Origin of the sequence: Sphingobium sp. (assembly GCF_033795625.1) — a bacterium.
Classification (GTDB): Bacteria; Pseudomonadota; Alphaproteobacteria; order Sphingomonadales; family Sphingomonadaceae; genus Sphingobium.
Genome location: NZ_JARYGI010000048.1, coordinates 1 through 21843 on the forward strand (window position 1 = coordinate 1; position 21843 = coordinate 21843).

Below are 21843 nucleotides of genomic sequence, written 5' to 3' on the forward strand. Positions count from 1 at the left end.
CCACGCCTGCCACGTCCCCCGAGGTGACACGGAGCAAGCCGCGTCTCCGCACCTATTACGAGGGCGAGTGATGGCAGACGGCAGCGCTCGCGCCACCAGCTTCATCTCGACGCAGGAACATCGCCGCTTCACCGAGTTTGCCAACGCCGTCCGCAAGCACCGCTACATTGGCTTGTGTCACGGCACGGCCGGCGTCGGCAAAACCCTTTCCGCGCGACGCTACGCGCGCTGGGACGGCGCAGTCGATCTGCTCATGACCTGGGGTGCGCGGCAGGCGTCCGATCTCAAGATATATGCCGACCTCGCCCGTGCGCGTGCCGTGTTCTATACGCCGACAGTCGGCAGCACGCTGCGCGAGCTTCGTCAGGACCTGCCCCGCCTCATCGATCGGGTCGATATCTGTATCGATCAGCATGTCCGGCCCAAGGATCAGATCGTCGTTTCGCCCCGGAAGCATTTCGTCGAACTGCTGATCGTCGATGAAGCCGACCGCCTGTCCAACACGGGGCTGGAATATCTGCGTGACCTGTTCGACCGGCAGGGCATCGGCCTTATCCTGATCGGGATGCCGGGCATCGAAAAGCGCATGGAGCGATACGCACAGCTTTTCAGCCGTGTCGGCTTCGCCCACCAGTACCGGCCCTTGCAGGATCAGGAGCTGACCTTTGTCCTCACGCGGCGCTGGCGCGACCTCGGACTCGCGATGGACGAAGCGGACTTCACCGACGCGCAGGCGGTCGCCACCATCGTGCGGATCACGGGCGGCAACTTCCGTCTGCTCCACCGGCTGTTCGTTCAGATCGAGCGCATCCTGAGGATCAACGGCCTGAACGCGATCACTGACGACGTGGTGGAAGCTGCACGCAGCACCCTCGTGATCGGTGTCACTTAGCGCTGACAGAACGGTGCCAATCAGCGCTGATATCTACACTTACAGGCGTGGAAAACCGCATGGCGATGCAGTTGCGCCTGCGGGAAATCTTCGAAAAGAACCAGCGCGCCAATGACGCCGTCGCTGTTCTTTGGATGGATCTGGACCGCTTCAAGGAAATCAACGACTCGATCGGCCACATGATCGGCGATCAGCTTCTATGCGTCGTTGCCGAGACATTGTCGGAAGCGCTCGACCGGCGCGGATATGTCTCCCGTTTTGGCGGTGATGAGTTCATCCTCGTCTGTCCCGGAGCGAATCGCGCCGGCGCTCAGGCCATTGCAGCTGATGTGCTAGGCTATTTCCGCCAGAATTTTGAAATAGCCGGCCATACGCTCTCCGTGACAGCGTCGCTTGGCATAGCCATTGCGCCACAGGACGGTCGCGATGCCGACGAGTTGCTCCAGCATGCCGACATGGCCCTTTATCAGGCCAAGGGAAACGGCAGGAATCGGGCGGTGAGCTTCACCTGGTCCATGAAAGAGCGTTTCAACCGGCTTCACGACATCGAAACCGGCATTCGCACTGCCCTGCGGGATCGCGAAATGTCGCTCCACTTCCAGCCCATCTTCGATCTGGCAAGCGGCAAGGTCGCCAGCTGTGAAGCGCTGCTGCGGTGGACGCATCCCTTGCTCGGATCGATCGCCCCGCGGGAGCTCATTCCCATTGCCGAAAACATCGGGCTCATCAACGAGATCAGCGAGTGGGTACTGGCCGAAGCCTGCGCCGCGGCAGCGGAATGGCCTGAAGACGTACGCTTGTCGGTCAACATATCGCCTGCCGTGTTCCAGTCGGCCGATCTTCCGCGGATCGTGATCAGTCATCTGATGGCGACGGGTTTGCCGGCCCGGAGGCTGGAACTTGAGGTAACCGAAAGCGTGCTCCTGGTGGATGAGCCACGCACCAATGCGATGCTGCTCGACCTGCGGAAGATCGGGCTTCGACTGGCACTCGACGATTTCGGCACGGGCTATTCTTCGCTCAGCTATCTGAGCGCTTTTGCTTTTGACACGATAAAAGTGGACGAAAGCTTCATGCGCATTGTGAATACCAGTCCCGAAACCCAGGCTGTGATCCGCGCCATCATCTTCCTGGCTGCGGAACTGGGCATGGATACGGTGGCGGAAGGCATCGAGAGCGACGGCCAGCTGAGTTATGCCAGCGACACTGGCTTCAATTATGCGCAAGGGTTCCTGTTGTGCCCACCGGTGCCCCGTGCAGAGATCACTCGTATGCTGTCGGAAAGCTTTGACATCGGGACGCAACGCAGCTTGCGCTCGCGTCAGCTGCTGCGCAAACGCGCCTGATCCTGGAGCGTTTGCCGGGGCTGACAATCGTAGCGGAAACAGCATATGAGCATCCGGATGCTCGATAGACCCCGTTTCTCGTTTCAGATCGCCGCAACCGACGGAAAAGCCCGGACCGGGGTGCTCTCCATGAGGCGCGGCGACATTCGCACGCCTGCCTTCATGCCCGTCGGCACCGCAGCGACGGTCAAGGCCATGCGTCCAGCGGAAGTGCGGGCCGCTGGCGCCGACATCATTCTGGGCAACACCTATCATTTGATGCTGCGTCCGGGGGCCGAGCGCATGGCGCGGCTGGGGGGCCTGCACAGGTTCATGAGTTGGGATCGTCCGATCCTGACCGACAGCGGTGGCTATCAGGTGATGAGCCTGTCCGCCTTGACGAAGCTCAAGGAAGAAGGCGTCGCCTTCTCCAGTCATATCGACGGGTCCAAGCACCTGCTCACGCCCGAGCGTTCGATGGAGATACAGCGCCTGCTTGGCAGCGATATCGTCATGGCGTTCGACGAGTGCACGAAAAACGGGGCCTCGCGTGATGAGGCCGCGCAGTCGATGGAGCGATCGATGCGCTGGGCGCGACGGTCGCGAGAGGGCTTCGACGCGGGGGGAGATCACGCCGGGCGGTCTGCGTTGTTCGGGATACAGCAGGGATCACTGGACGAGGATCTGCGTCTTCGGTCCGCCCAGCAGCTCATGGAGATCGGCTTCGACGGCTATGCGGTGGGCGGCCTTGCCGTGGGGGAAGGGCAGGAGGCCATGTTCGCCACGCTGGACTTCGCGCCCGGCCAGCTCCCGGTTGATCGCCCTCGCTATCTGATGGGCGTCGGCAAGCCCGACGACATCGTGGGCGCCGTCGAGCGTGGCATCGACATGTTCGATTGCGTGCTGCCCACGCGATCGGGACGGAACGGGCAGGCATTCACCTGGACCGGCCCGCTCAATATCCGGAACGCGCGCTTTGCCGAGGATGAGGCGCAGCTAGACGAGCGCTGCGGCTGCCCGGTTTGCGCGACCTGGAGCCGCGCTTATCTCCATCATCTGGTGAAGGCCGGAGAAATGCTGGGCGCAATGCTGATGACGCAGCACAACATCCACTTCTATCAGGCGCTGATGCAGGGCATCCGCGACGCGATCGCCAACGGCAGGTTCGCGTCCTTTGCCCAAAGCTTCAGGGCGGATTATCTGCGTAAGTAGCCAGTCAGTCCAGAACGGCGATGTCGATACAGAACACGCCTTCTTCCTCGTCACGCTTCAACGGCGAACGTAGTTGACGCGACAGGCCGGTCAGGACCCGATCGAATCGGCCTTCCAGCTTCGACTGCAACGAGGGAGTAGTCCGCAACGCTTCCGACTCGACTCGCAGTTGGGCCCGGTTGGGCTCATCTTCCCGAGGCTGAACCGAGATACTGATGGTCGGCCCAGAGTCGCAGAGCATCGCAAGTTCGACCAGTTCGGTGGTCAGGAAGGCAACCGGCACCGCCACGTCCTGACTCACATGAAGGTCCGCGCTGTCGATCTGGATCTTCAGCCTTGCGCCGCTCTCCGGAGCCGTGGCGCGCAGGCTGGCTGAAAGCTCGCTGATCAGGGGCCGTATCGAAACGCCGCGATTTTCTTCCAGCTCGGCATAGTGATTGCGATGAACGACCGACAAGGCGTCGACGCGGCGCTGGATGGAGCTATAGGCATCCACGGCGTCCGATGTGGCCGCAGATCGGCTGTGCAGGTTGATGAGGCTGGCTATGATCTGGAGGTTGTTCTTCACTCGATGGTGTACCTCCCGCGTAAGCTTGCGCTGGCGCACGAGGCTTTCGGCCATTTCGGCCTCATGGGTCGCGACATCTTCGCTGATCGCGCGAAAGGTCTCGCCAAGATCCGCAATCTCCTGGGCCGGCGTACGTACCCGCGCGAAGGGCTCCAGCACTACGCCAGGCTGATAAGCGGCCACGGCTCTGCGAAGCATCACCAGCGGCTGAATAAGCAGCCGGTTGACCACGAACCAGCCGATGGCGGCCGCCGCAATCCACATGAGCACCGGGAGGAACAGCAGGAGCATTCGGGCCACCGTTTTAGGCGGCAGATATCTCTCCAGTATCAACGTCAGATCGGTCCCGTCGACACGGCTTGAAACACGTTCGAGCGTCCCGCCCTCAAAAGGCGCGCGAGTAGCATTCAAGGCAAGCTGCCTCGTGCCTTGCGCGAGTATCGTGCGGCGATTGGTCAATGCGGCAGCGGCATTGGCAATCTGGTTCAGATGGTCGCGCCCGTAAAACACCAGACCGATCATGCTTCCTTCGAGAACGGGTGTTCTTACCAGAAGGCTCTCATGCTCTGGAAGCAGTTCGACAGCCTGCCCGGAAAAGCGGCGTCCGGCGGGAAGGTTGACGGAAGACCCGCCATGCGTGGCGCAAATGCGCCTGCCTGATCGATCGAAGATCTCGAACCGCGTGTCCAATGACGTCCCTGCCCGCATGAAGCTGTCGAGCCGTGCGCACTGACGTGGATCTTCGATAGCGCGGCCTAGTGCGTTAGCCCCGATCTGCAACGCCATCCGGTCGGCGGCAAATTCGGCGGTCAGCGAGCGTACGCTCTGCATCGCTTCCATCTGGAGGATGGCGCGTCGTTCCGCATCGGATGTGCGTATGGCCTGGAGCGATGCGAGCAGGGCGACCAGCCCCAGGGGAAACAACGCCAGCGTCAATATAAAGAACATCTTGACGCCGGTCGAGTGGAACGAAAATAAGCCTACCGCCCGCGATGGCGGGGGAGAACCGGCAGTGTCGCCCACATCTTACCCGATCAATCCAGCTTGCTGAGAAGGTCTAGCATCTCAGGCGGAATCTCTTCCTGCACAGCATTCTGGTACACGGAGCGAAGGACGTTGCCAACGTTTTGATCGGGACTACCGCCGCGCGCGACACGCTGCGTTCCTTTTCGGGGTTTCTTTCCCGAGTTCTGGGCGGGATTGGAAGACGACGATACTTCTCCCGCGGCTGCGGACGCGTCCAATGGTGCCATCGCATCCGGTCGCATGTCAGAAGAACCCAAAATTCGCCCCTTTTTCGCCTATTACACAAATTGCCAAGTTAAGGATGACATCGCTTCATCCTATTTCCACGTCAATGCTGCTGACCTAAAAAAATGGCTCCGCTATTTAATCTTGCTCGGAACAAAAAAACCGAACGGCCGTGAAACAAATTGTAATGTGGTTGGTTCCGGCATCACGATATTTTTTCATCGGCACTCTGGTAGAACCAGGGGCGCGATGTCCGGGCGGGAAACCTTATCACGGATCGGGGGCTTGCATTAGAGCAATGTGCCCTCCATCCTTAAAGCGTGTTTCCGGCCCTGCATCATGCTGCCGACCGCACTGAGGGAGACAGGTTTCATTATGTCGCTGGGCCAGCAATTACATCCGCACCTACCATTTCTTCGCCGCTATGCCCGTGCGCTGACGGGTAGTCAGGCCCATGGCGACGCCTATGTCCGCGCCACCCTGGAAGCCATCGTTGCCGCTCCGGAAGAGTTTCCGCGTGATGTCGATCCGCGTCTTGGCCTGTATCGCACCTTCCATGCCATCTGGGCGTCCTCGCATGTGGACGATGAGCCGGTGGGCGCCGTTGGTGGCGATCATGAAGCCATTGCCCGTGCGCGCCTTGCCCGTATCACCCCCTTGTCGCGTCAGGCGCTGCTCCTGACGGCCATGGAAGGGTTCTCGTCGGAAGATGCAGCCTATCTGATCAATGTCTCGGCGCATGATGTGGACGCTCTGGTCAGCGAAGCCCTGGCGGAGATCGAAGCGCAGACGCGGGCGAAAGTCCTCATCATCGAAGACGAGCCGATCATCGCCATGGATATCGAGACCATCGTGCGGGACCTCGGCCATGACGTCACCGCCATAGCAGTGACTCGCGACGAAGCGGTGCGAGAAGCGATGGCCGATCGGCCTGGTCTGGTTCTGGCGGATATCCAGCTGGCCGATGATTCCAGCGGCATAGATGCCGTGAAGGATATCCTGGCGGAATTTGCCGTTCCGGTAATATTCATCACCGCTTTTCCAGAACGCTTGCTGACGGGCGAACGGCCCGAGCCTACGTTCCTGATCACAAAGCCGTTCCAGCGATCGACGGTGAAGGCTGCTATCGCTCAGGCATTGTTCTTCGACGAGGCTACGGCACCAGCTTAAGATAATGGCAGCAGCGTTCATTGCCGTTATCGACAGGATACAGTGAGGCTTTTGGGAACATCGTTCAATCGAAGGTGTTATTGATGCGTAACGAACGGGAGAGCCAGAATGCCGGACGAGCAACAGCATATTAATACGGACGACGCGCGGGCAGGATCGACGCCGCACATCGTACGCTATGTGCTCGTTATCTCGCTTACGCTGGTGATCCTCGTGATGGCGCTGTTGCTGCTTTTGTGACTGCGTGTTGAAGGCTGACTTGCCTCTAGAAATGCGATCGGGAAATACCGCTTTGAACCTAATGAGTATGCTGCCTCAATCGCTGAACCATATCGCCTCGGAATCGCACGCGTGATGGCTGTCGCAAATGCCGGCAATCCTGCGTTCGACGTGGAGGAGGGTGACGCCATTGCGATACCGGAGGAGCGGCAGGCTCTCTCCGACGTCGACTTCAAGCGCGAGCTTGCAGCCGTCATTCCCCATCTGCGCGCATTTGGCCGGTCGCTGTCGGGTAATCGCGATCTGGCGGACGATCTAGTTCAGGAAACCCTCCTGAAGGCTTGGGCGGCGCGATCGCGCTTTCAGGCCGGCACGAACATGCGGGCCTGGACGTTCATCATTCTGCGCAATCATTACCTGTCTCAGATGCGGCGTTCGCGGTTTCGGGGCGAATGGGATGACCTGACGGCTGACCGCTTGCTGGCGGCGCCTGCCGGGCAGGACAAGCATATCGAGCTTGCGGATATGCAGCGTGCGTTGCTGCAGTTGCCCCAGCCGCAACGCGAGGCGCTGATCCTGGTCGGTGCCGGCGGCTTCGCTTATGAGGAAGCGGCCGAAATCTGCGGGGTTGCGGTCGGCACTATCAAGAGCCGCGTTGCACGTGGCCGTGCAGCGCTCGAGCAGATGATGGACAGCGGTGACTTACCCACTCGTCGCGGGCAGATCACGAGCGAGAATGGCGTGCTCGACGAAATCATGGGCGACGTGGAAAAGCTAAGTCAGGGCCGCTGACCCGGCTCGGCTGATTGTCAGATCCGGTCGAGCTTGGCCAGTAACCCGAGCATATCGTCGGGGAGTGCAAGGGACCGGTTGTCGTACGCTGCAGACAATGCCCGGGCGATACCATCTTTCGCCGACGGCAGTTGCACGGTCACAAAGTGCGACACAGGATCCTTTCCTCGTTCACTCGATGTTTTATTTTGCTTTATCATGAGGTATTGAACGACCCGAATAAGTAAAAGGTTGCGCGCGATTTTCCAGTTGTTGCAAGTGAATGCGCCGAACCGAATGAGAGGCCAGCACCGTGCATAGCGACAGCATCGCCGCCAGTCGCGTTTCCTTGTTGGACGGCGGTCAGTCCGTAGCTCGTGCCGAGGCCCATGCGCCGTTTCTCGCGCGCATGCTGATGCGCTATCCGGAACTTGCGGTTCAGCTTGCGGCAGGAGACTTCGACAAGGCACTGGCGGGCGTCGGATCGGCCGGCGCCGATGCGGCTTCCGTAGGGCAGGCTTTGCGGCGGGAGAGGGGCGCTTTGGCGCTGGTGACGGCCATTGCCGACCTGTCCGGAGCATGGGACCTCGACCGCGTGGTGTCGACGCTTTCCGATTTTGCCGACGACGCTCTTGATCGCGCGATCGCCGCCGCCTTTGCCGAGCGATACCCCGGAGAACCACAGCGCGGCTTTGCCGTCATTGCCCTTGGCAAGCATGGCAGCCGCGAGCTGAACTACAGCTCCGACATAGACCCCATCCTGATCTTCGATCCCGCCACGCTGCCACATCGGGAGCGCGAGGAGCCCATCGACGCCGCCGTTCGCATCGCCAAACGCGTCACCGAATTGTTGAGCGCCAGGGACGGCGACGGCTATGTCTTCAGGGTAGATCTGCGCCTCCGCCCTTCGCCCGAAGCGACGCCCATCGCTCTCCCGGTCGAAGCAGCCATCAGCTATTACGAATCCATGGCGGCGGGATGGGAGCAAACGGCATTCATCCGTGCGCGGGTCGCGGCTGGCGACAGGGCGCTGGGGGAATATTTCCTCCGCTCGATCCGGCCGTTCGTGTGGCGAAGGTCACTCGATTTCAGTGCGATCGACGCGATCACCGACGTGTCCCGCCGTATCAGGGACCATTATGCGCAGGGGCAGGCATTCGGGCCGGGTTACGATCTGAAAAGGGGCCGGGGTGGAATTCGCGAAGTCGAGTTTTTCGCGCAGGTACATCAGCTGATCCATGGCGGCCGCAATGCCGCGCTTCGGCCGGGCGCCACGCGCGAAGCAGTGCGCGCGCTTGGCGAGGCCGGGATCATCGATGCCGACACCGCAACTCGGCTGGACGCGGCCTATGTTCTGCTGCGAACGATCGAGCATCGCCTGCAGATGGTGGACGACCGGCAGACGCATGAATTGCCGCTTGGTGAAGCGAGCCTCGACAACGTGGCGCGGCTGCACGGGTTGGCGGATGGCCAGTCCCTCCTTGCGCTGCTGGCGCCGCACGTCGGGTGGGTCGGAGGAAACTATGACAAGCTTGTCCGGGAGGAGGCGACCGAGCAGTTGTCGCGCGATCCCGTGGTGCTCAACGCTCAACTGGCGGACTTCGGCTTTTCCGATCCGGAGTTCCCTGCGGCGCGGATTGCGCACTGGCGCTCCGGCGGCTTGCGGGCGCTGCGCAGTTCGGCGGCGCGGTCGGCGCTCGAGGAACTGCTGCCCACGTTGATGGAAGCGCTGGCGAAAGCGCCGGACTCCAACGCCGCCTTGAACCGGCTGGACGATGTCATCGCGCGGCTGCCAAGCGCCATAAACTTCTTCAAGCTGCTGACGACCCGCCCGGCGGTCGTGCAACTGCTGGCAGAGATATTGAGCCACGCGCCGACGCTGGCGGAGGCGCTCGCCCGGCGTGTCGAGCTGCTGGATAGCCTCATCGACGCCAGCGCGTTCGATCCCCCGCCGCCCGTGCCGATCCTCGCGGAGCAACTTGGCGCGCTGGAGTCGGGTGACGATTATCAGATGCTGCTGGACCGGGTGCGGCAACGGGTGGGCGACAAGACGTTCGCGCTGGGCGCGCAGATCGTGCGCGGATCGGCAGACCCGCTGGAGGTGGCCGCGGGCTATTCCCGCGTGGCGGAAGCGGCCATCGAGGTTCTGGTACAGGGCACTATCGTCGAATTCGAAGCGGCGCATGGCCGCGTACCCGGCGGCGAGCTGGTGATATTGGCCTTGGGTCGGCTGGGCGGCGGGGCCCTCACTCATGCGTCCGATCTCGATCTCATCTACTTGTTCTCCGGCGATTTTGCCGCGGAGTCCGATGGTCCAAAGCCGCTTGGCGCCACCCAGTATTTCAACCGTCTGGCGCAACGCATCACGAATGCGTTGTCGGTGCAGACCGGCTCCGGACCGCTATATGAAGTCGACACCCGGCTCCGCCCTTCAGGCGCGCAGGGGCTGCTGGCCGTCAGCTTCGACAGCTTCGCACGGTATCAGCGCGAGGCGGCGTGGGCGTGGGAGCATCTCGCGCTCACCCGGGCGCGCCCGGTGTTCGGTTCGCAGGCGGCCCGTTCGGCGATCCAGAAGATCATCGACGACACGCTGGCGATGCCACGCGATCTGGACGCGCTTGTCCGCGCCGCCGTCAAGATGCGCGCTGATATCGCCACGCATAAACCTCCGGCCGGGCCGCTCGATGCGAAGCTCGTGCCGGGCGGGCTCGTGGATCTCGAATTTCTGGTTCACGTGACGCAATTCCTGACGCGCAGCGCCTTTACGCCCAATCTGCGCGAGGCTCTGCGGCAGTTGATCGCGGCGGGCCATCTGCCGGAATCGCTGCTGCCTGCGCACGACCTGATCACGCGGTTCCTTCTCGTCTCGCGGCTGGTTTCGCCCAAGTCTACCGAGCCGCCTATAACGACCCGGCCTCTGGTGGCGCGCGCTTGCGCGGCCGAGGATTGGGACGTGCTGCTTGCAAGCTACGCGGCGGCGCGGCAGGACACTCAGGACCAATGGAGTGCGATTGTCGAACGCCATGCAGGGGGTGCATAATGCTGAACGTGGGTGACACGGTGCCGGACATCGCGTTGGTAGACGGGGAGGGCGAGAGCTTCACCTTGGCCGATTACGCGGGCAAGCCGGTCGTGCTCTATTTCTACCCCAAGGCCGATACGCCCGGATGCACGAGCGAGGCGCAGGACTTCACGTCAATGGCCGAGGCATTCGCGCAAGCCGATGCGGCCGTGATCGGCGTGTCGAGGGACAAGCCTGCGAAGCTCAAGAAATTTGCCGATAAATATGGTCTGAAGGTCAGGCTTGGATCGGATGAGCCGGGCACTTTCTGCGAAGCTTTTGGAACATGGGTCGAAAAGTCGATGTATGGCCGCCAGTATATGGGCGTGGAACGCTCGACATTCCTGGTAAATCCAGAGGGCGTGATCGCCCGCGTCTGGCCGAAGGTTAAGGTCAAGGGTCATGCCGACGAGGTCTTCGAGGCGCTGAAATCGCTCTGATCGCCAGTACCTTAAGCCCTGACATCGTGCCGAATCGTTACAGCGCCGTGGTATTAAGTTGCGCTGCTCAACCGATCGCGTTTGGCGATGAACCGATTGTAGCTTCGGCCGTAAATACCTCACAAATCCCTAAAAATGGCGATTTTTGAGGCTAGGCAGGCAGTCCATTCAACGCTTCACCCCGCCGACGTGCCGGTTGAACGCTGAAAATTAACCCTGTGCTTGCTTAATTAACCGGGTTCGGGAGACAAGGCGACGGGGGCAGTTCAAACTGCTTTAAAACAAGGTTCACCATTCGTTGCTTCGGCAACGGGATGGCAAAATCGGGGTTCGCATGTCGCATCGTCATATAACCAACGACAAGAATAGATCTTTGTTCCAACGTTTCGCGTTTTCCTCTGCCAAGACCTTCGTTGCCGCTTCCGCCGCTTTTCTGGCTTGCGCTGCTGCTCCGGCATCCGCCGCCGATGAAGACGGTCCTTACGGAGATGTGACGGCCGCTGACCTCGCTCCCGCTGTTCAGGCTCCCAACGACGCCGGTTTCTCCTCCCTGTTCTCCAGCTGGAAACGGATGGACAATGTGGCGCAGGCGTCCGTCTACATCCCTTCGGGCCGCCCGGTCCAGAAACTGAGCCTCACCAGCAACTTCGGCGTTCGCTCCGATCCGTTCAATGGCTCCAGCCGGATGCACAAGGGCATCGACATTCCCGGTCCCGTCGGTACGCCGATCTATGCAACGGCCGACGGCGTCGTGAATCGCGCTGAATGGGCCAGCGGCTACGGCAATCTGGTCGCGATCTCGCACGGTAACGGCATGGAGACTCGCTATGGTCATATGTCCAAGCTCGTCGTCGCTCCCAACACCCGCGTGCATCGCGGCCAGCTGATCGGCCTCATGGGTTCGACCGGCCGCTCGACGGGCAGCCACCTCCATTACGAAGTCCGCGTTGCGGGCAATGCCATCAATCCGCTGCCCTTCGTGGCCGGCGCAGATTATCTCGTTGCGCTGAACACCAAGCCGCCGATCGCGATGGGCGGCCCGACGCCGCGCCAGGAAAAGAACGCCGATTGAATTTCGGCTGAGGGAATTTAGTTCGCGCTTTGCAACGGCCCAGGAGCGTAGAGCTTGCCGGGCCTTTTGCTTGTCCCTATCTAAGAGCGCATGACAGACATCGACCTCACGCCTTCCGCCGCTTCCCGCGTCGCCGCCATCGCGCTGCGCCAGGGCAAGGCCGCGATCCTGCGCCTCGCGGTCGAGGGCGGCGGCTGCTCGGGCTTCCAGTACCGCTTCGGGCTTGCCGATGCGGTTGATGCCGAGGATGTCAGTGTCGAGCGGGACGGCGTGACTTTGGTGGTCGATCCGATGAGCCTCGATCTCGTGCGCGGCGCGGCTGTCGATTATGTCGAGGATCTGGGCGGCGCGGCGTTCAAGGTGACGAATCCCAATGCGACCGCCGGCTGCGGCTGCGGGTCGAGCTTTTCCGTTTAGGGAATTTATCGGCGGCGGCGGCGCTTTGGCTGGCCCCCGGACATAGCTTTGGCTAACAGGTGCCATGCGCATCGCCACTTTCAACATCAACGGGATCAAGGCCCGCCTGCCGCGCCTGATCGAATGGCTGAACGAGACGCAGCCGAGCGTCGCGTGCCTGCAGGAAATCAAGACATCCGACGAGACCTTCCCGGTGAAGGATATCGAGGATGCGGGCTATGGCGCGATCTGGCATGGGCAGAAGGGGTTCAACGGCGTCGCGATCCTGGCCCGCGGCCAGGTTCCCAAGAAAGTCCGCCGCGGCCTGGAGGGCGAGCCGGAGGACGAGCACAGCCGCTATATCGAGGCGGATGTGGATGGCGTCCGCATCGCCAGCATCTACTTGCCCAATGGCAATCCGCAGCCGGGGCCGAAATTCGATTACAAGCTGCGCTGGATGCGGCGCCTGCGCGAGCGGGCCGCCGAGATCCGGGCCGAGGAAGTGCCCGCAGTGCTGGCGGGCGATTATAACGTGATCCCCCGCGACAAGGACACCTACTCCGTTTCCGCGATGGCGAGCGACGCGCTGATGCAGCCGGAGAGCCGCGCCGCCTATCGCCGGATGCTCGGCGACGGGTGGACCGACGCGCTGCTCAGCCGCCATCCGCAGGGCGGCGTGTGGACCTATTGGGATTACCAGATGAACGCCTGGCCCCGCGACGCGGGCTTCCGGATCGACCATCTTCTGCTCAGCCCCGCCGCCGCCGACCGGCTATACGATGCGCAGGTCGACAAGGACTTTCGCGGCCGGGAAAAGGCCAGCGACCATGCGCCGGTGTGGGTGGAGTTGCAGTAGCGCTTCCGAGGTGTGTCGAGCCGCAAGGCGACGCAGGCGACGCTACATCATTTCCGTCGGGTGGAGATTGCGATAGGCTGCCTTGCCAAACAGACATCCGCAATCAAAACGATCAAAGGCGTCATGGAACGGCAACTCCAGGCCGTCAGTCGCCTCCTGCTTTGCGAATAACGCATCGCATCACCCCACCGCCTGCACCGCGCCAGCGACCGGCTCCGGCAAGGCGCGCAGGCTCTCTTCCGCGGTCGGCTCGCGCGCCAGCACGTCGAGCGCGTCCAGCCCCTCGATCTCCTTGCCGCCCGTCTCGATATCCAGATCGCGGAAGCGGCGGCCGGAGGATAGCACGCGCGTTTCGAAGCTGCCGATGAAGCTGTTGTAATTCGACACCGCGCTGTTAAGCCCGCTCCCCAGCCGCTTCAGATGCGTCGCCGCCACCGCCAGCCGCTCGTACAGTTCCTTGCCGAGCGCGCCCACTTGCTTCGCCTGATCCTGCATCCGCGCCTGCCGCCAGTGCCCCGCCAGCGTCCGCGCCAAGGGCAGGAACGTCGCCGGACCGCAGATGATTACGCGGTTCTTCGCCGCGCGCTCCCACAGGTCCATGTCCGCCTCCAGCGCGGCAGTGACGAAGTTATCGCCCGGCACATACATGATGACGAAGTCGGGCGCTTTCTCGAATTGCTCCCAATAGGCCTTGCGCCCCAGCGCGTCGGCATGGGTCCGCACTGCGCGCGCATGGTCGGCGAGATAGCGGTCCCGCGGCAGCTGCTCGGTCTGCTCGACCGCATTGAGATAGGCCTCCAGCGAGCATTTGACGTCGACCACCAGTTGCTGGTCGCCGGGCAGGCGGATGATGAAGTCCGGGCGCAGCTTGCCGTCTTCGGTATCGACCGACACCTCCGACTTGAAATCCACGAAGGCGGAAAGCCCCGCCGTCTCGATCAAATTCTTGAACTGCTGTTCGCCCCAGCGTCCGCGCGTCTTGGGTGCGGCGCGCAGGGCGTTCACCAGCTTGGCGGTCTCGTCGCGCACCTGCCCCTGTCCGAGCTTCACTTGCTCGACTGCCTCGCGCAATTCGTGATAGCTGCCGACGCGGTCCTTCTCGACGCGCTGCAGGCCTTCCTCGTAGCGTTTCAGTGTCGTCTCGACAGGTTGCAGCAGCGCCTTCAACTGCGCCTCGCCCTTCTGGTTCGCCTGATCGAAGCGCTGGTCGGCGCGCTCCAGAAACGCCTTCTGCGCCTGTTCCAGAAGTTTACCGCCGATCTCGCTGAACTGCGCGGAGAGCTGTTCCTTCGCTTCGGTGAGCCCGCGAATCTGCTCCTGAAACGCCTCCGTGCGCGCCATCTGTTCTGACCGGAATGCCGCCAGATCGCGCAAGGCCGCCTCACGCTCCGCCTGCACCATATCAAGCCGCGCCGACAGCAAAGCTGTCTGCTCGGCCCGCTCCCGCGCCACCGCCAGATCGCGCTCGGCGGCGTCGCGTCGCGCTGTCGCGCTGTCGATCCGGGAGGTCAGCGCCGCCATTCCCTGCCCGCGCAGCACCCAGCCGACACACACGCCGCCCAGCAAGGCCAAGAGAATGAAGACGAGGGAGATCGGGTCCATGGATGCTTTCCGTCAGAAGAACGAAAAGAGAACCTATCGGACCGGAGGCAGGGTGGCAACCCTCCTCAAAAAGAAGAGGCTTAGGCGGCCTTGGCCGATTCCTTGCGCTGCTTGTTGAGCTTCTTCAGCACCATTTCGCGCTTCAACCGCGAAAGGTGGTCGATGAACAGCACGCCTTCCAGGTGATCCATCTCATGCTGCAGGCAGGTCGCGAGCAGCCCGTCCAGCTCTTCCTCGCGGATGCGGCCATCGCGGTCCATCCAGCTTGCGCGGATCTTCGCGGGGCGCTCCACTTCGGCATATTGTTCGGGGATCGACAGGCAACCCTCCTGATACACCGAAAGGTCCTGAGAACCCTCCAGTATCTGCGGGTTGATGAACACCATCGGATGCTTGACGGGCGGGCCGTCCTCTTCCTCCGGCTCCTGCAAGTCGATGACGAGCACCCGCTTGGGCACGCCGATCTGGATCGCGGCGAGGCCGATGCCCGGCGCGTCGTACATCGTGTCGAACATGTCGTCGATCAGCCGCTGTAGATCGGCGTCGATCGCCTCCACGGGCGTGGAAATAGTGCGCAACCGGGGGTCCGGAGTCTCGATAATCGGAAGAATGGCCATAAGGCTAAAATATGGGCAGAACGCAAAAAGATCAAGTCACGCGGCGGTTTATCCCACTGGCCGCCGCGCCCGCAATGCCTGCGCTAATGTGCCCTCGTCCAGATAATCGAGTTCCCCGCCGACCGGCAGGCCATGCGCCAGTTGCGTCAGCCGCACCGGAAATCGCTCCAGCCGCTCGACGATATAATGGGCGGTCGTCTGCCCCTCCAGCGTCGCATTCATCGCCAGCACGACTTCATCGATGCCGCCCGCGGCCACGCGGCTGACCAGCGCGTCGATGGAAAGATCCTCCGGCCGCACCCCCTCCAGCGCCGACAGCCGCCCGCCCAGCACATGGAAACGCCCCGGAAACAGCCGCGACTTGTCGAGCGCCCAGAGGTCCGACACATCCTCCACCACGCACAGCGCGCGCGCATCCCGGCGCGGATCGGTGCAGATGCCGCACGGATCGACGGTATCGACATTGCCGCACAAAGCGCAGGTCGACAGCCGCTCCTCCACCGCCTCCAGCGCCCGCCGCAACGGCCCCAGCGCCAGCTCCCGCTTCTTCAGCAAATGCAGCACCGCCCGCCGCGCCGAACGCGGTCCAAGACCGGGGAGGCGAGAGAGCGCCTGCGTCAACGCTTCGATTTCAGGAGAGGCCATGGAGCCCAACATAGGTGATGACTGGCGCGGAGAGAAGCCGGTCATCACCTATTCGCTTCTGCAGGCCACATTTCCCGGCGTGGTCAGGAGATTGCCCCTGACCTGGAAATGTTCGGAGGGGCTTGCGTTGACCCGCGACAAGGGCTTGAGAGGACGCCATGCGCATCATCTACATGGGAACCCCGCAATTCGCCGTGCCGGGGTTGGAGAAGCTGGTCGGGGCGGGCCATGAAATCGTCGCGGTCTACAGCCAGCCGCCGCGTCCGGCGGGGCGCGGCAAGGGCCTCCGTGCGTCGCCGGTGCAGACTCGTGCGGAGGCGCTGGGCCTGCCCGTGCATACCCCGATCGGCTTGAAGGACCCGGAAGCGCAGGCACTGTTCGCCGCCCATGCAGCGGACGTGGCGATCGTCGCCGCCTATGGCCTGATCCTGCCGCGCGCGATCCTCGACGCGCCCAAACGCGGCTGCCTCAACATCCACGCCTCGCTGCTGCCCCGATGGCGCGGCGCGGCTCCGATCCAGCGCGCGATACTGGCGGGCGATCACGTCACCGGCGTCACCATCATGGACATGGAGGCGGGGCTCGACACCGGCCCGATGCGCGCCAAGCATGTCACGCCGATCGAGAACAAGACGGCCGGGGAACTCACGGAGGAACTCGCCGACGCAGGCGCGATCCTGATGGCGCAGGTGCTGGAGGACCTCGACGCCTTCCCTCCGATGGCGCAGCCCGATGAGGGCGTCACCTATGCGGCGAAGATCGACAAGGCGGAATCGAAGATAGACTTCACCGCCGACGCGCCCGTCGTGGAGCGGCAGGTCCGCGCTTTCAATCCCGCCCCCGGCGCCTTCTTCAGCTATGGCGGCGAGCGGTTCCGCATCCACGCCGCCCATGTCGAGGCGCGGAGTGGCGCTGCGGGCGCGTTGCTGGACGACAGCCTGCTGATCGGCTGCGGCACGGGAAGCATCCGCCCGACCCTGATCCAGCGCGCCGGCAAGGCGGCCATGCTGCCCGGCGAACTGCTCCGCGGCTTCGACATGCCTGCCGGGTCGCGCGTGGATGATTGAGCATGCCGTCCCCTCAACCGTTCGTCCTGAGCGAAGTCGAAGGACCAGTCTGAGCGTAGGCGAAGACACTTCACTTCGTTCAGCAGAACCCTTCGACAAGCTCAGGGCGAACGGACTGAGGACATCATGACTCGCTTCGCCTTCACCGTGGAGTTCGACGGCCGCCCCTTCATGGGCTGGCAGCGGCAGGCGCATGGCCCCTCGGTCCAGCAGGCGATCGAGGACGCGATCACCGCCGTCACCGGGGAAAGCGCCACGATCCATGCCGCTGGCCGCACCGACGCCGGCGTCCACGGCATCGCGATGCGCGCCCATGCCGACATCGCTAAGCCCCTCACGCCGTTCCGCCTGATGGAAGCCCTCAACGCGAAGATGCGCAGCCAGCCCGTCGCGATCACCGCCTGCGTGATCGTCCCCGACGACTGGCACGCCCGCTTCTCCTGCACCGCGCGGTCCTATGTGTACCGTATCGTCAACCGCCGCCCGCCGCTGACCTGGGAAAAGGGGCTAGCGTGGCGCGTCACCCAGCCTTTGGACGCGCAAGCAATGCACGAGGCCGCGCAGCAACTCATCGGCCTGCACGACTTCACCACCTTCCGCTCGGTGCACTGCCAGTCCGCCAGCGCGATCAAGACGCTCGACCGGCTCGACGTCATCCGCAGCGGCGACCGCATCGATATCCACGCCGCGGCGCGCTCTTTCCTGCATCATCAGGTCCGATCGATGGTCGGCTGTCTCGCCTTCGTCGGCACCGGAAAATGGTCCGCCGAAGATCTCCGCGCCGCGCTGGAGGCAAAGGACCGCGCCGCGCTCGGCCTCAATGCCCCGCCCGACGGGCTCTATTTCGTGAGCGCCACATATCCTTGAAAAGCCGCCAAACCTCCGTTCGTGCTGAGTAGGGACTGAGCGAAGTCGAAGGCCCGTATCGAAGCATCCGCGCAGGATATCCTTCGATACGCCACTTCGACTTCGCTCAGCGGCTACTCAGGACGAACGGTACGACAGGCACCGCCATTTGCACCCCATCGCACTTTCGTCTATTGGCCGCGGTTACAGCCCCGGCAACCGCTGATCCTCTTCGATTCGCGTCTGCCGGGGCGCATTGTTTTTGCAAATCAGGGATATGCCCATGGCCCGTCGCCGCCAGATCTACGAAGGCAAAGCCAAGATCCTTTACGAGGGTCCCGAACCCGGCACGCTGATCCAGTATTTCAAGGACGACGCGACGGCCTTCAATGCGCAGAAGAAGGGCACGATCTCCGGCAAGGGCGTCCTCAACAACCGCATCTCCGAGCATATCTTCACGCTTCTCGCGCAGATCGGCGTCCCCACGCACTTCATCCGCCGCCTCAACATGCGCGAGCAGCTGATCCGGCAGGTCGAGATCATTCCCATCGAAGTGATCGTCCGCAACGTCGCGGCTGGGTCCCTGAGCAAGAAGCTCGGTATCGAGGAAGGCACGCAGCTTCCCCGCACGCTGATCGAATATTGCTACAAGGACGATGCGCTGGGCGATCCGATGATCTCCGACGAGCATATCGCCTGCTTCGGCTGGGCCAGCCAGGAGGAGATGCACGACATCGCCGACATGGCGATTCGCGTGAACGACTTCATGTGCGGCCTGTTCGCGGCCATCGGCATCCGCCTGATCGACTTCAAGCTGGAATTCGGCCGCATCTGGGACGGCGATTTCAGCCGCGTGATCCTGGCCGACGAGATCAGCCCGGACGGCTGCCGCCTGTGGGACGCGGTGACGAACGAAAAGCTCGACAAGGACCGCTTCCGCCGCGACCTCGGCGGCGAAGTCGAGGCCTATCAGGAAGTCGCCCGCCGTCTGGGCCTCCTCCCCGAAGGCGCGGAAAACGCGATCCTCGACATGGAAACCCACCGCAAGAAGCGCGGGATCTGAAGGGGCGGGGTTGGTTCATGGAACCACCCCTCACCGTTCGGGCTGAGCTTGTCGAAGCCTTCCACTGAACGAAGTGAAGTGCCTTCGACTTCGCTCAGGCTGCCCCTTCGACAAGCTCAGGGCGAACGGGGCAGTTGGGTTGCACCTCACCCCTTCATCTCCACGCACATTTAGTCTAGGGGGTGGCGCAACGCGCACCGCTAGGAGTCTGACCCCATGAAAGCCCGCATTTTCGTAACCCTGAAGGGCGGCGTGCTCGATCCGCAGGGCAGGGCGATCCATCATGCGCTGAGCGGCCTCGGCTTCGGCGGCGTCAATGATGTCCGCGCGGGCAAGCTGATCGAGCTTGACCTCGCCGACGGCACCAGCGACGAGGACCTCGACGCCATGTGCCGCAAGCTGCTCGCCAACACCGTCATCGAAAACTACCGCATCGAGAAGGTCGCCTGAAATGGCCAGCGCCATGAAAAGCGCCGTCATCGTCTTCCCCGGCAGCAATTGCGACCGCGATCTGGCCGTCGCCTTCGAGCAGGTGACGGGCAACAGGCCGCAGATGGTCTGGCACGGCGACAGCGAATTGCCGCAAGGGCTGGACCTGATCGGCGTGCCCGGCGGCTTTTCCTATGGCGATTATCTCCGCTCCGGCGCGATGGCGGCGCGGTCCCCCGTCATGCAGGCCGTCGCGCAGGCGGCCGCGCGCGGCACTTTCGTCCTAGGCGTCTGCAACGGTTTCCAGGTGCTGACCGAGACCGGCCTGCTCCCCGGCGCTTTGATGCGCAACGCAGGCATCCATTTCGTCTGCCGCGATGTCGCGCTGACGGTCGAGAACACCCAGTCCGCCTTCACCGCCAGATATGAAGCGGGCGAGACGATCACTGTCCCCGTCGCTCATCATGACGGCAATTACTTCGCCGACGACGCGACGCTGGACCGGCTGGAAGGCGAAGGCCGCGTCGCCTTCCGCTATGGAGAGAACGTCAACGGCTCCGCCCGCAACATCGCGGGCATCCTGAACGACGCAGGCAATGTGCTGGGCATGATGCCCCACCCCGAACGCATGATCGAACCCGCCCACGGCGGCACCGACGGACGACGCCTGTTCGAGGGACTGGTCGAGGGGCTGCTGGCGCGGGCCTAGCCGGCGCAGCGGCCTCTTAAAAAAGGACACGCAACGCCGCCATCCTTTGCCACCGCGCACTTCAGGGAATGATCCGCCCGGCCCGCAAGCGCGTGAACAAGTCGAAAAAGGCGTCATCGGTCGGCTGATAGTCCGTGAAGCCCAGCTTGCGGCTCTTGCTCATGTCGGTGACAACTTCGATCGGGCGTCCCAGGTCGGCATCGGTGTGCCAGGGCGACGACAGGCGGCTCAAGTTCGGCTCGACCAGCCCCTCGCGCTCGGCGATGGACTGCCACACGGGCCCCGCATCGGCCATCTGGGCTTCCAGCGGTTGGACGCTGCCATCGAAGTCCGTCGGTTCCAGGCCGAACCATTGCGCGATCCGCCCCCACATCCAGCTCCACCGAAAGACATCGCCGTTGACCACATTGAACGCTTCATTCCGCGCCGACGGAGTGGTCGCCGCCCACAGAAGATGACGTGCAAGAAGCCTGGCGTCGGTCATGTCGGTCAGTCCGTTCCACTGCGCGGCCGAGCCGGGAAAGCGGAACGGACGGCCGGTTTCCTTGCACAATGTCGCATAGACTGCGAGCGTGGTGCCCATGTTCATCGCGTTGCCCACCGCCATGCCGATCACCGTATGCGGGCGATGGACGCTCCAGGAGAAGCCGTCGCGCTCGGCCGCGGCGAACAGTTCGTCCTCCTGCGCATAATAGAAATTCTCCACCTCCAGCCGCCCCTGATCCTCGCGGAACGGCGTCTGCGGCAGGGCACCCTTGCCATAAGCCTCGAACGGCCCGAGATAATGTTTGAGGCCCGTCACCAGCGCGACATGGCGCGTGCTTTGGCCGGGGCGAAGCGCGTCGAGCAGGTTGCGCACCATCGCCGCATTGACGCGAATATTCTCCGCCTCGCTGTCCTGGCGCAACCATGTGGTGATGAACACCGCGTCGGGCCGAAGACCGGAAAGGGCATCGGCGGTGGCGGCCTTGTCCTGCAGATCGACCGCGACGGGCGTCATGTCCTCGCGCGAGAGCGGGCGGCGCGCGAGGCCATACACGCGCCAGCCCTTTTCCATCAGCGCGTCCACGGTCGCACTGCCGACGATCCCGCTCGCCCCCACTACCAAAGCCGTACCGGTCATGACATGCTCCACTCAGTAAATTCAGGGCTGCCGAGGCCCGCAAAGAGTGTTCCAACGGCGCTGCGGCGAAGCCGTTCCGCGATCTTCGCTCTGACCCGACGGAATCCCTTCGGCAGCCGACGAACAGGTCGGGCCGCTCGCCAGCCCCCCCTCAAAACCCCTGTCCTACACACCACCCACCACGCTACGCCATGCGCATGACCCAAGCCAAACACCCTGCTCGCAAGTCCATGCCGGACTCCCCCGCCACGCCCGCGCCGCGCTCTGCGCCGCCATTGACGTGGACAATCGAACGACAGTTCGACTTCGCTGCGGCGCTGGCGATCACCTGCAACGTCGAACAGGCGGCAGCGGCCGTGGGCATGACCCGGCAGAGCGCCTATGCGCTGCGCAAGGACCCCGAAAAGGGGGAGTATTTCCAGATGCTCTGGGAGATGGGGACCTCCAAAAACCCCTAGCCAATGGCTGCGTGATTTGATTCATTGCGGCTGACGGGAGGTGAGGATGCG

Annotated in this window: 23 protein-coding genes; 17 read left to right on the plus strand and 6 right to left on the minus strand. The window is 63.0% G+C overall.

All coding sequences use genetic code 11. The annotated features are described in order from the left end of the window. The first annotated feature begins 70 nt into the window (after positions 1–70). Genes QHC67_RS16875 through tgt form a run of 3 tightly spaced genes read left to right on the plus strand, consistent with a single transcriptional unit; the run spans position 71 to position 3429 of the window. Positions 71–892, plus strand: coding sequence for an AAA family ATPase (locus QHC67_RS16875; RefSeq protein WP_042853443.1), 822 nt, complete (start codon positions 71–73; stop codon positions 890–892). Between the two features lie 29 nt (positions 893–921). Next, positions 922–2238, plus strand: coding sequence for a putative bifunctional diguanylate cyclase/phosphodiesterase (locus QHC67_RS16880; RefSeq protein ID WP_319296061.1), 1317 nt, complete (start codon positions 922–924; stop codon positions 2236–2238). Positions 2239–2295: 57 nt separating this feature from the next. Continuing rightward, positions 2296–3429 (plus strand): tRNA guanosine(34) transglycosylase Tgt, encoded by a 1134-nt coding sequence (gene tgt / locus QHC67_RS16885; RefSeq protein WP_319296031.1) that lies wholly within the window; start codon positions 2296–2298, stop codon positions 3427–3429. Between the two features lie 4 nt (positions 3430–3433). Here tgt and QHC67_RS16890 read toward each other — a convergent pair whose 3' ends face one another. Both QHC67_RS16890 and QHC67_RS16895 read right to left on the minus strand, forming a co-directional pair. After that, positions 3434–4945, minus strand: a complete 1512-nt coding sequence (locus tag QHC67_RS16890) for a sensor histidine kinase (protein WP_319296032.1) — start codon at positions 4943–4945, stop codon at positions 3434–3436. A gap of 86 nt (positions 4946–5031) precedes the next feature. Beyond that, positions 5032–5265 carry a NepR family anti-sigma factor gene (locus tag QHC67_RS16895; protein ID WP_319296063.1) on the minus strand — a complete coding sequence of 78 codons (234 nt, stop codon included), beginning with the start codon at positions 5263–5265 and terminating at the stop codon, positions 5032–5034. A gap of 358 nt (positions 5266–5623) precedes the next feature. Here QHC67_RS16895 and QHC67_RS16900 point away from each other — a divergent pair, with 358 nt between their 5' ends. The 8 genes from QHC67_RS16900 (at position 5624) to xth (ending at position 13233) form a co-directional block, all read left to right on the plus strand. Further along, positions 5624–6418 (plus strand): response regulator, encoded by a 795-nt coding sequence (locus tag QHC67_RS16900; RefSeq protein WP_319296065.1) that lies wholly within the window; start codon positions 5624–5626, stop codon positions 6416–6418. Positions 6419–6526: 108 nt separating this feature from the next. Further along, positions 6527–6658, plus strand: a complete 132-nt coding sequence (locus tag QHC67_RS16905) for a hypothetical protein (RefSeq protein WP_319296034.1) — start codon at positions 6527–6529, stop codon at positions 6656–6658. Positions 6659–6772: 114 nt separating this feature from the next. Continuing rightward, complete coding sequence (locus QHC67_RS16910) at positions 6773–7429, plus strand: sigma-70 family RNA polymerase sigma factor (RefSeq protein ID WP_319296035.1); 657 nt, start codon at positions 6773–6775, stop codon at positions 7427–7429. Positions 7430–7721: 292 nt separating this feature from the next. Further along, positions 7722–10448 carry a bifunctional [glutamine synthetase] adenylyltransferase/[glutamine synthetase]-adenylyl-L-tyrosine phosphorylase gene (locus tag QHC67_RS16915; protein WP_319296037.1) on the plus strand — a complete coding sequence of 909 codons (2727 nt, stop codon included), beginning with the start codon at positions 7722–7724 and terminating at the stop codon, positions 10446–10448. Further along, positions 10448–10909, plus strand: coding sequence for a thioredoxin-dependent thiol peroxidase (gene bcp / locus QHC67_RS16920; RefSeq protein ID WP_319296038.1), 462 nt, complete (start codon positions 10448–10450; stop codon positions 10907–10909). Before QHC67_RS16915 ends, bcp begins: the two co-directional genes overlap by 1 nt. Positions 10910–11243: 334 nt before the next feature. After that, entirely contained in the window at positions 11244–11981 is a 738-nt protein-coding gene (locus QHC67_RS16925; protein WP_413818562.1) for a M23 family metallopeptidase, read from the plus strand. A gap of 90 nt (positions 11982–12071) precedes the next feature. Beyond that, positions 12072–12398, plus strand: coding sequence for an iron-sulfur cluster insertion protein ErpA (erpA, locus tag QHC67_RS16930; protein ID WP_230188545.1), 327 nt, complete (start codon positions 12072–12074; stop codon positions 12396–12398). A gap of 64 nt (positions 12399–12462) precedes the next feature. Continuing rightward, a complete protein-coding gene (gene xth / locus QHC67_RS16935; protein WP_319296044.1) occupies positions 12463–13233 on the plus strand; it encodes an exodeoxyribonuclease III in 771 nt (256 codons plus the stop codon). Positions 13234–13413: 180 nt separating this feature from the next. On the opposite strand, the gene rmuC is transcribed toward xth, so the two are convergent. From rmuC to recR, 3 genes are all read right to left on the minus strand, one after another. Then, positions 13414–14835: a DNA recombination protein RmuC gene (gene rmuC, locus QHC67_RS16940; protein ID WP_319296045.1), complete on the minus strand. Its 1422-nt coding sequence runs from the start codon at positions 14833–14835 to the stop codon at positions 13414–13416. Positions 14836–14915: 80 nt separating this feature from the next. Further along, complete coding sequence (gene def / locus QHC67_RS16945; protein WP_319296047.1) at positions 14916–15452, minus strand: peptide deformylase; 537 nt, start codon at positions 15450–15452, stop codon at positions 14916–14918. A gap of 48 nt (positions 15453–15500) precedes the next feature. Further along, positions 15501–16097: a recombination mediator RecR gene (gene recR / locus QHC67_RS16950; RefSeq protein ID WP_319296067.1), complete on the minus strand. Its 597-nt coding sequence runs from the start codon at positions 16095–16097 to the stop codon at positions 15501–15503. A gap of 158 nt (positions 16098–16255) precedes the next feature. On the opposite strand from recR, the gene fmt reads away from it, so the two are divergent. The 5 genes from fmt to purQ all read left to right on the plus strand — a co-directional run bounded on the left by fmt (position 16256) and on the right by purQ (position 20211). Further along, positions 16256–17164 (plus strand): methionyl-tRNA formyltransferase, encoded by a 909-nt coding sequence (gene fmt / locus QHC67_RS16955; RefSeq protein ID WP_319296048.1) that lies wholly within the window; start codon positions 16256–16258, stop codon positions 17162–17164. A gap of 126 nt (positions 17165–17290) precedes the next feature. Beyond that, positions 17291–18031, plus strand: coding sequence for a tRNA pseudouridine(38-40) synthase TruA (gene truA, locus QHC67_RS16960; RefSeq protein ID WP_319296050.1), 741 nt, complete (start codon positions 17291–17293; stop codon positions 18029–18031). A 262-nt stretch (positions 18032–18293) separates the two neighbouring features. Then, positions 18294–19073 (plus strand): phosphoribosylaminoimidazolesuccinocarboxamide synthase, encoded by a 780-nt coding sequence (purC, locus tag QHC67_RS16965; protein ID WP_319296052.1) that lies wholly within the window; start codon positions 18294–18296, stop codon positions 19071–19073. Between the two features lie 216 nt (positions 19074–19289). Then, on the plus strand, positions 19290–19523 hold the full coding sequence (purS, locus tag QHC67_RS16970) for a phosphoribosylformylglycinamidine synthase subunit PurS (RefSeq protein WP_319296053.1): 234 nt from the start codon (positions 19290–19292) through the stop codon (positions 19521–19523). Positions 19524–19536: 13 nt separating this feature from the next. Next, positions 19537–20211 (plus strand): phosphoribosylformylglycinamidine synthase subunit PurQ, encoded by a 675-nt coding sequence (gene purQ / locus QHC67_RS16975; RefSeq protein ID WP_319296055.1) that lies wholly within the window; start codon positions 19537–19539, stop codon positions 20209–20211. A gap of 61 nt (positions 20212–20272) precedes the next feature. Here purQ and QHC67_RS16980 read toward each other — a convergent pair whose 3' ends face one another. Further along, on the minus strand, positions 20273–21334 hold the full coding sequence (locus QHC67_RS16980) for an SDR family oxidoreductase (RefSeq protein ID WP_319296057.1): 1062 nt from the start codon (positions 21332–21334) through the stop codon (positions 20273–20275). Positions 21335–21531: 197 nt separating this feature from the next. Here QHC67_RS16980 and QHC67_RS16985 point away from each other — a divergent pair, with 197 nt between their 5' ends. Next, on the plus strand, positions 21532–21792 hold the full coding sequence (locus QHC67_RS16985; RefSeq protein ID WP_319296059.1) for a hypothetical protein: 261 nt from the start codon (positions 21532–21534) through the stop codon (positions 21790–21792). Positions 21793–21843 lie beyond the last annotated feature (51 nt).

Bases quoted from the DNA above. Each gene is read 5' to 3' on its own strand.
- fmt (WP_319296048.1), top strand. From the start codon at position 16,256: ATGCGCATCATCTACATGGGAACCCCGCAATTCGCCGTGCCGGGGTTG.
- QHC67_RS16910 (WP_319296035.1), top strand. From the start codon at position 6,773: ATGGCTGTCGCAAATGCCGGCAATCCTGCGTTCGACGTGGAGGAGGGT.
- purC (WP_319296052.1), top strand. From the start codon at position 18,294: ATGGCCCGTCGCCGCCAGATCTACGAAGGCAAAGCCAAGATCCTTTAC.
- QHC67_RS16905 (WP_319296034.1), top strand. From the start codon at position 6,527: ATGCCGGACGAGCAACAGCATATTAATACGGACGACGCGCGGGCAGGA.
- xth (WP_319296044.1), top strand. From the start codon at position 12,463: ATGCGCATCGCCACTTTCAACATCAACGGGATCAAGGCCCGCCTGCCG.
- rmuC (WP_319296045.1), bottom strand. From the start codon at position 14,835: ATGGACCCGATCTCCCTCGTCTTCATTCTCTTGGCCTTGCTGGGCGGC.
- erpA (WP_230188545.1), top strand. From the start codon at position 12,072: ATGACAGACATCGACCTCACGCCTTCCGCCGCTTCCCGCGTCGCCGCC.
- truA (WP_319296050.1), top strand. From the start codon at position 17,291: ATGACTCGCTTCGCCTTCACCGTGGAGTTCGACGGCCGCCCCTTCATG.
- QHC67_RS16875 (WP_042853443.1), top strand. From the start codon at position 71: ATGGCAGACGGCAGCGCTCGCGCCACCAGCTTCATCTCGACGCAGGAA.
- QHC67_RS16890 (WP_319296032.1), bottom strand. From the start codon at position 4,945: ATGTTCTTTATATTGACGCTGGCGTTGTTTCCCCTGGGGCTGGTCGCC.
- QHC67_RS16925 (WP_413818562.1), top strand. From the start codon at position 11,244: ATGTCGCATCGTCATATAACCAACGACAAGAATAGATCTTTGTTCCAA.
- tgt (WP_319296031.1), top strand. From the start codon at position 2,296: ATGCTCGATAGACCCCGTTTCTCGTTTCAGATCGCCGCAACCGACGGA.
- bcp (WP_319296038.1), top strand. From the start codon at position 10,448: ATGCTGAACGTGGGTGACACGGTGCCGGACATCGCGTTGGTAGACGGG.
- purQ (WP_319296055.1), top strand. From the start codon at position 19,537: ATGAAAAGCGCCGTCATCGTCTTCCCCGGCAGCAATTGCGACCGCGAT.
- def (WP_319296047.1), bottom strand. From the start codon at position 15,452: ATGGCCATTCTTCCGATTATCGAGACTCCGGACCCCCGGTTGCGCACT.
- QHC67_RS16985 (WP_319296059.1), top strand. From the start codon at position 21,532: ATGACCCAAGCCAAACACCCTGCTCGCAAGTCCATGCCGGACTCCCCC.
- QHC67_RS16980 (WP_319296057.1), bottom strand. From the start codon at position 21,334: ATGACCGGTACGGCTTTGGTAGTGGGGGCGAGCGGGATCGTCGGCAGT.
- QHC67_RS16900 (WP_319296065.1), top strand. From the start codon at position 5,624: ATGTCGCTGGGCCAGCAATTACATCCGCACCTACCATTTCTTCGCCGC.
- purS (WP_319296053.1), top strand. From the start codon at position 19,290: ATGAAAGCCCGCATTTTCGTAACCCTGAAGGGCGGCGTGCTCGATCCG.
- QHC67_RS16895 (WP_319296063.1), bottom strand. From the start codon at position 5,265: ATGCGACCGGATGCGATGGCACCATTGGACGCGTCCGCAGCCGCGGGA.
- recR (WP_319296067.1), bottom strand. From the start codon at position 16,097: ATGGCCTCTCCTGAAATCGAAGCGTTGACGCAGGCGCTCTCTCGCCTC.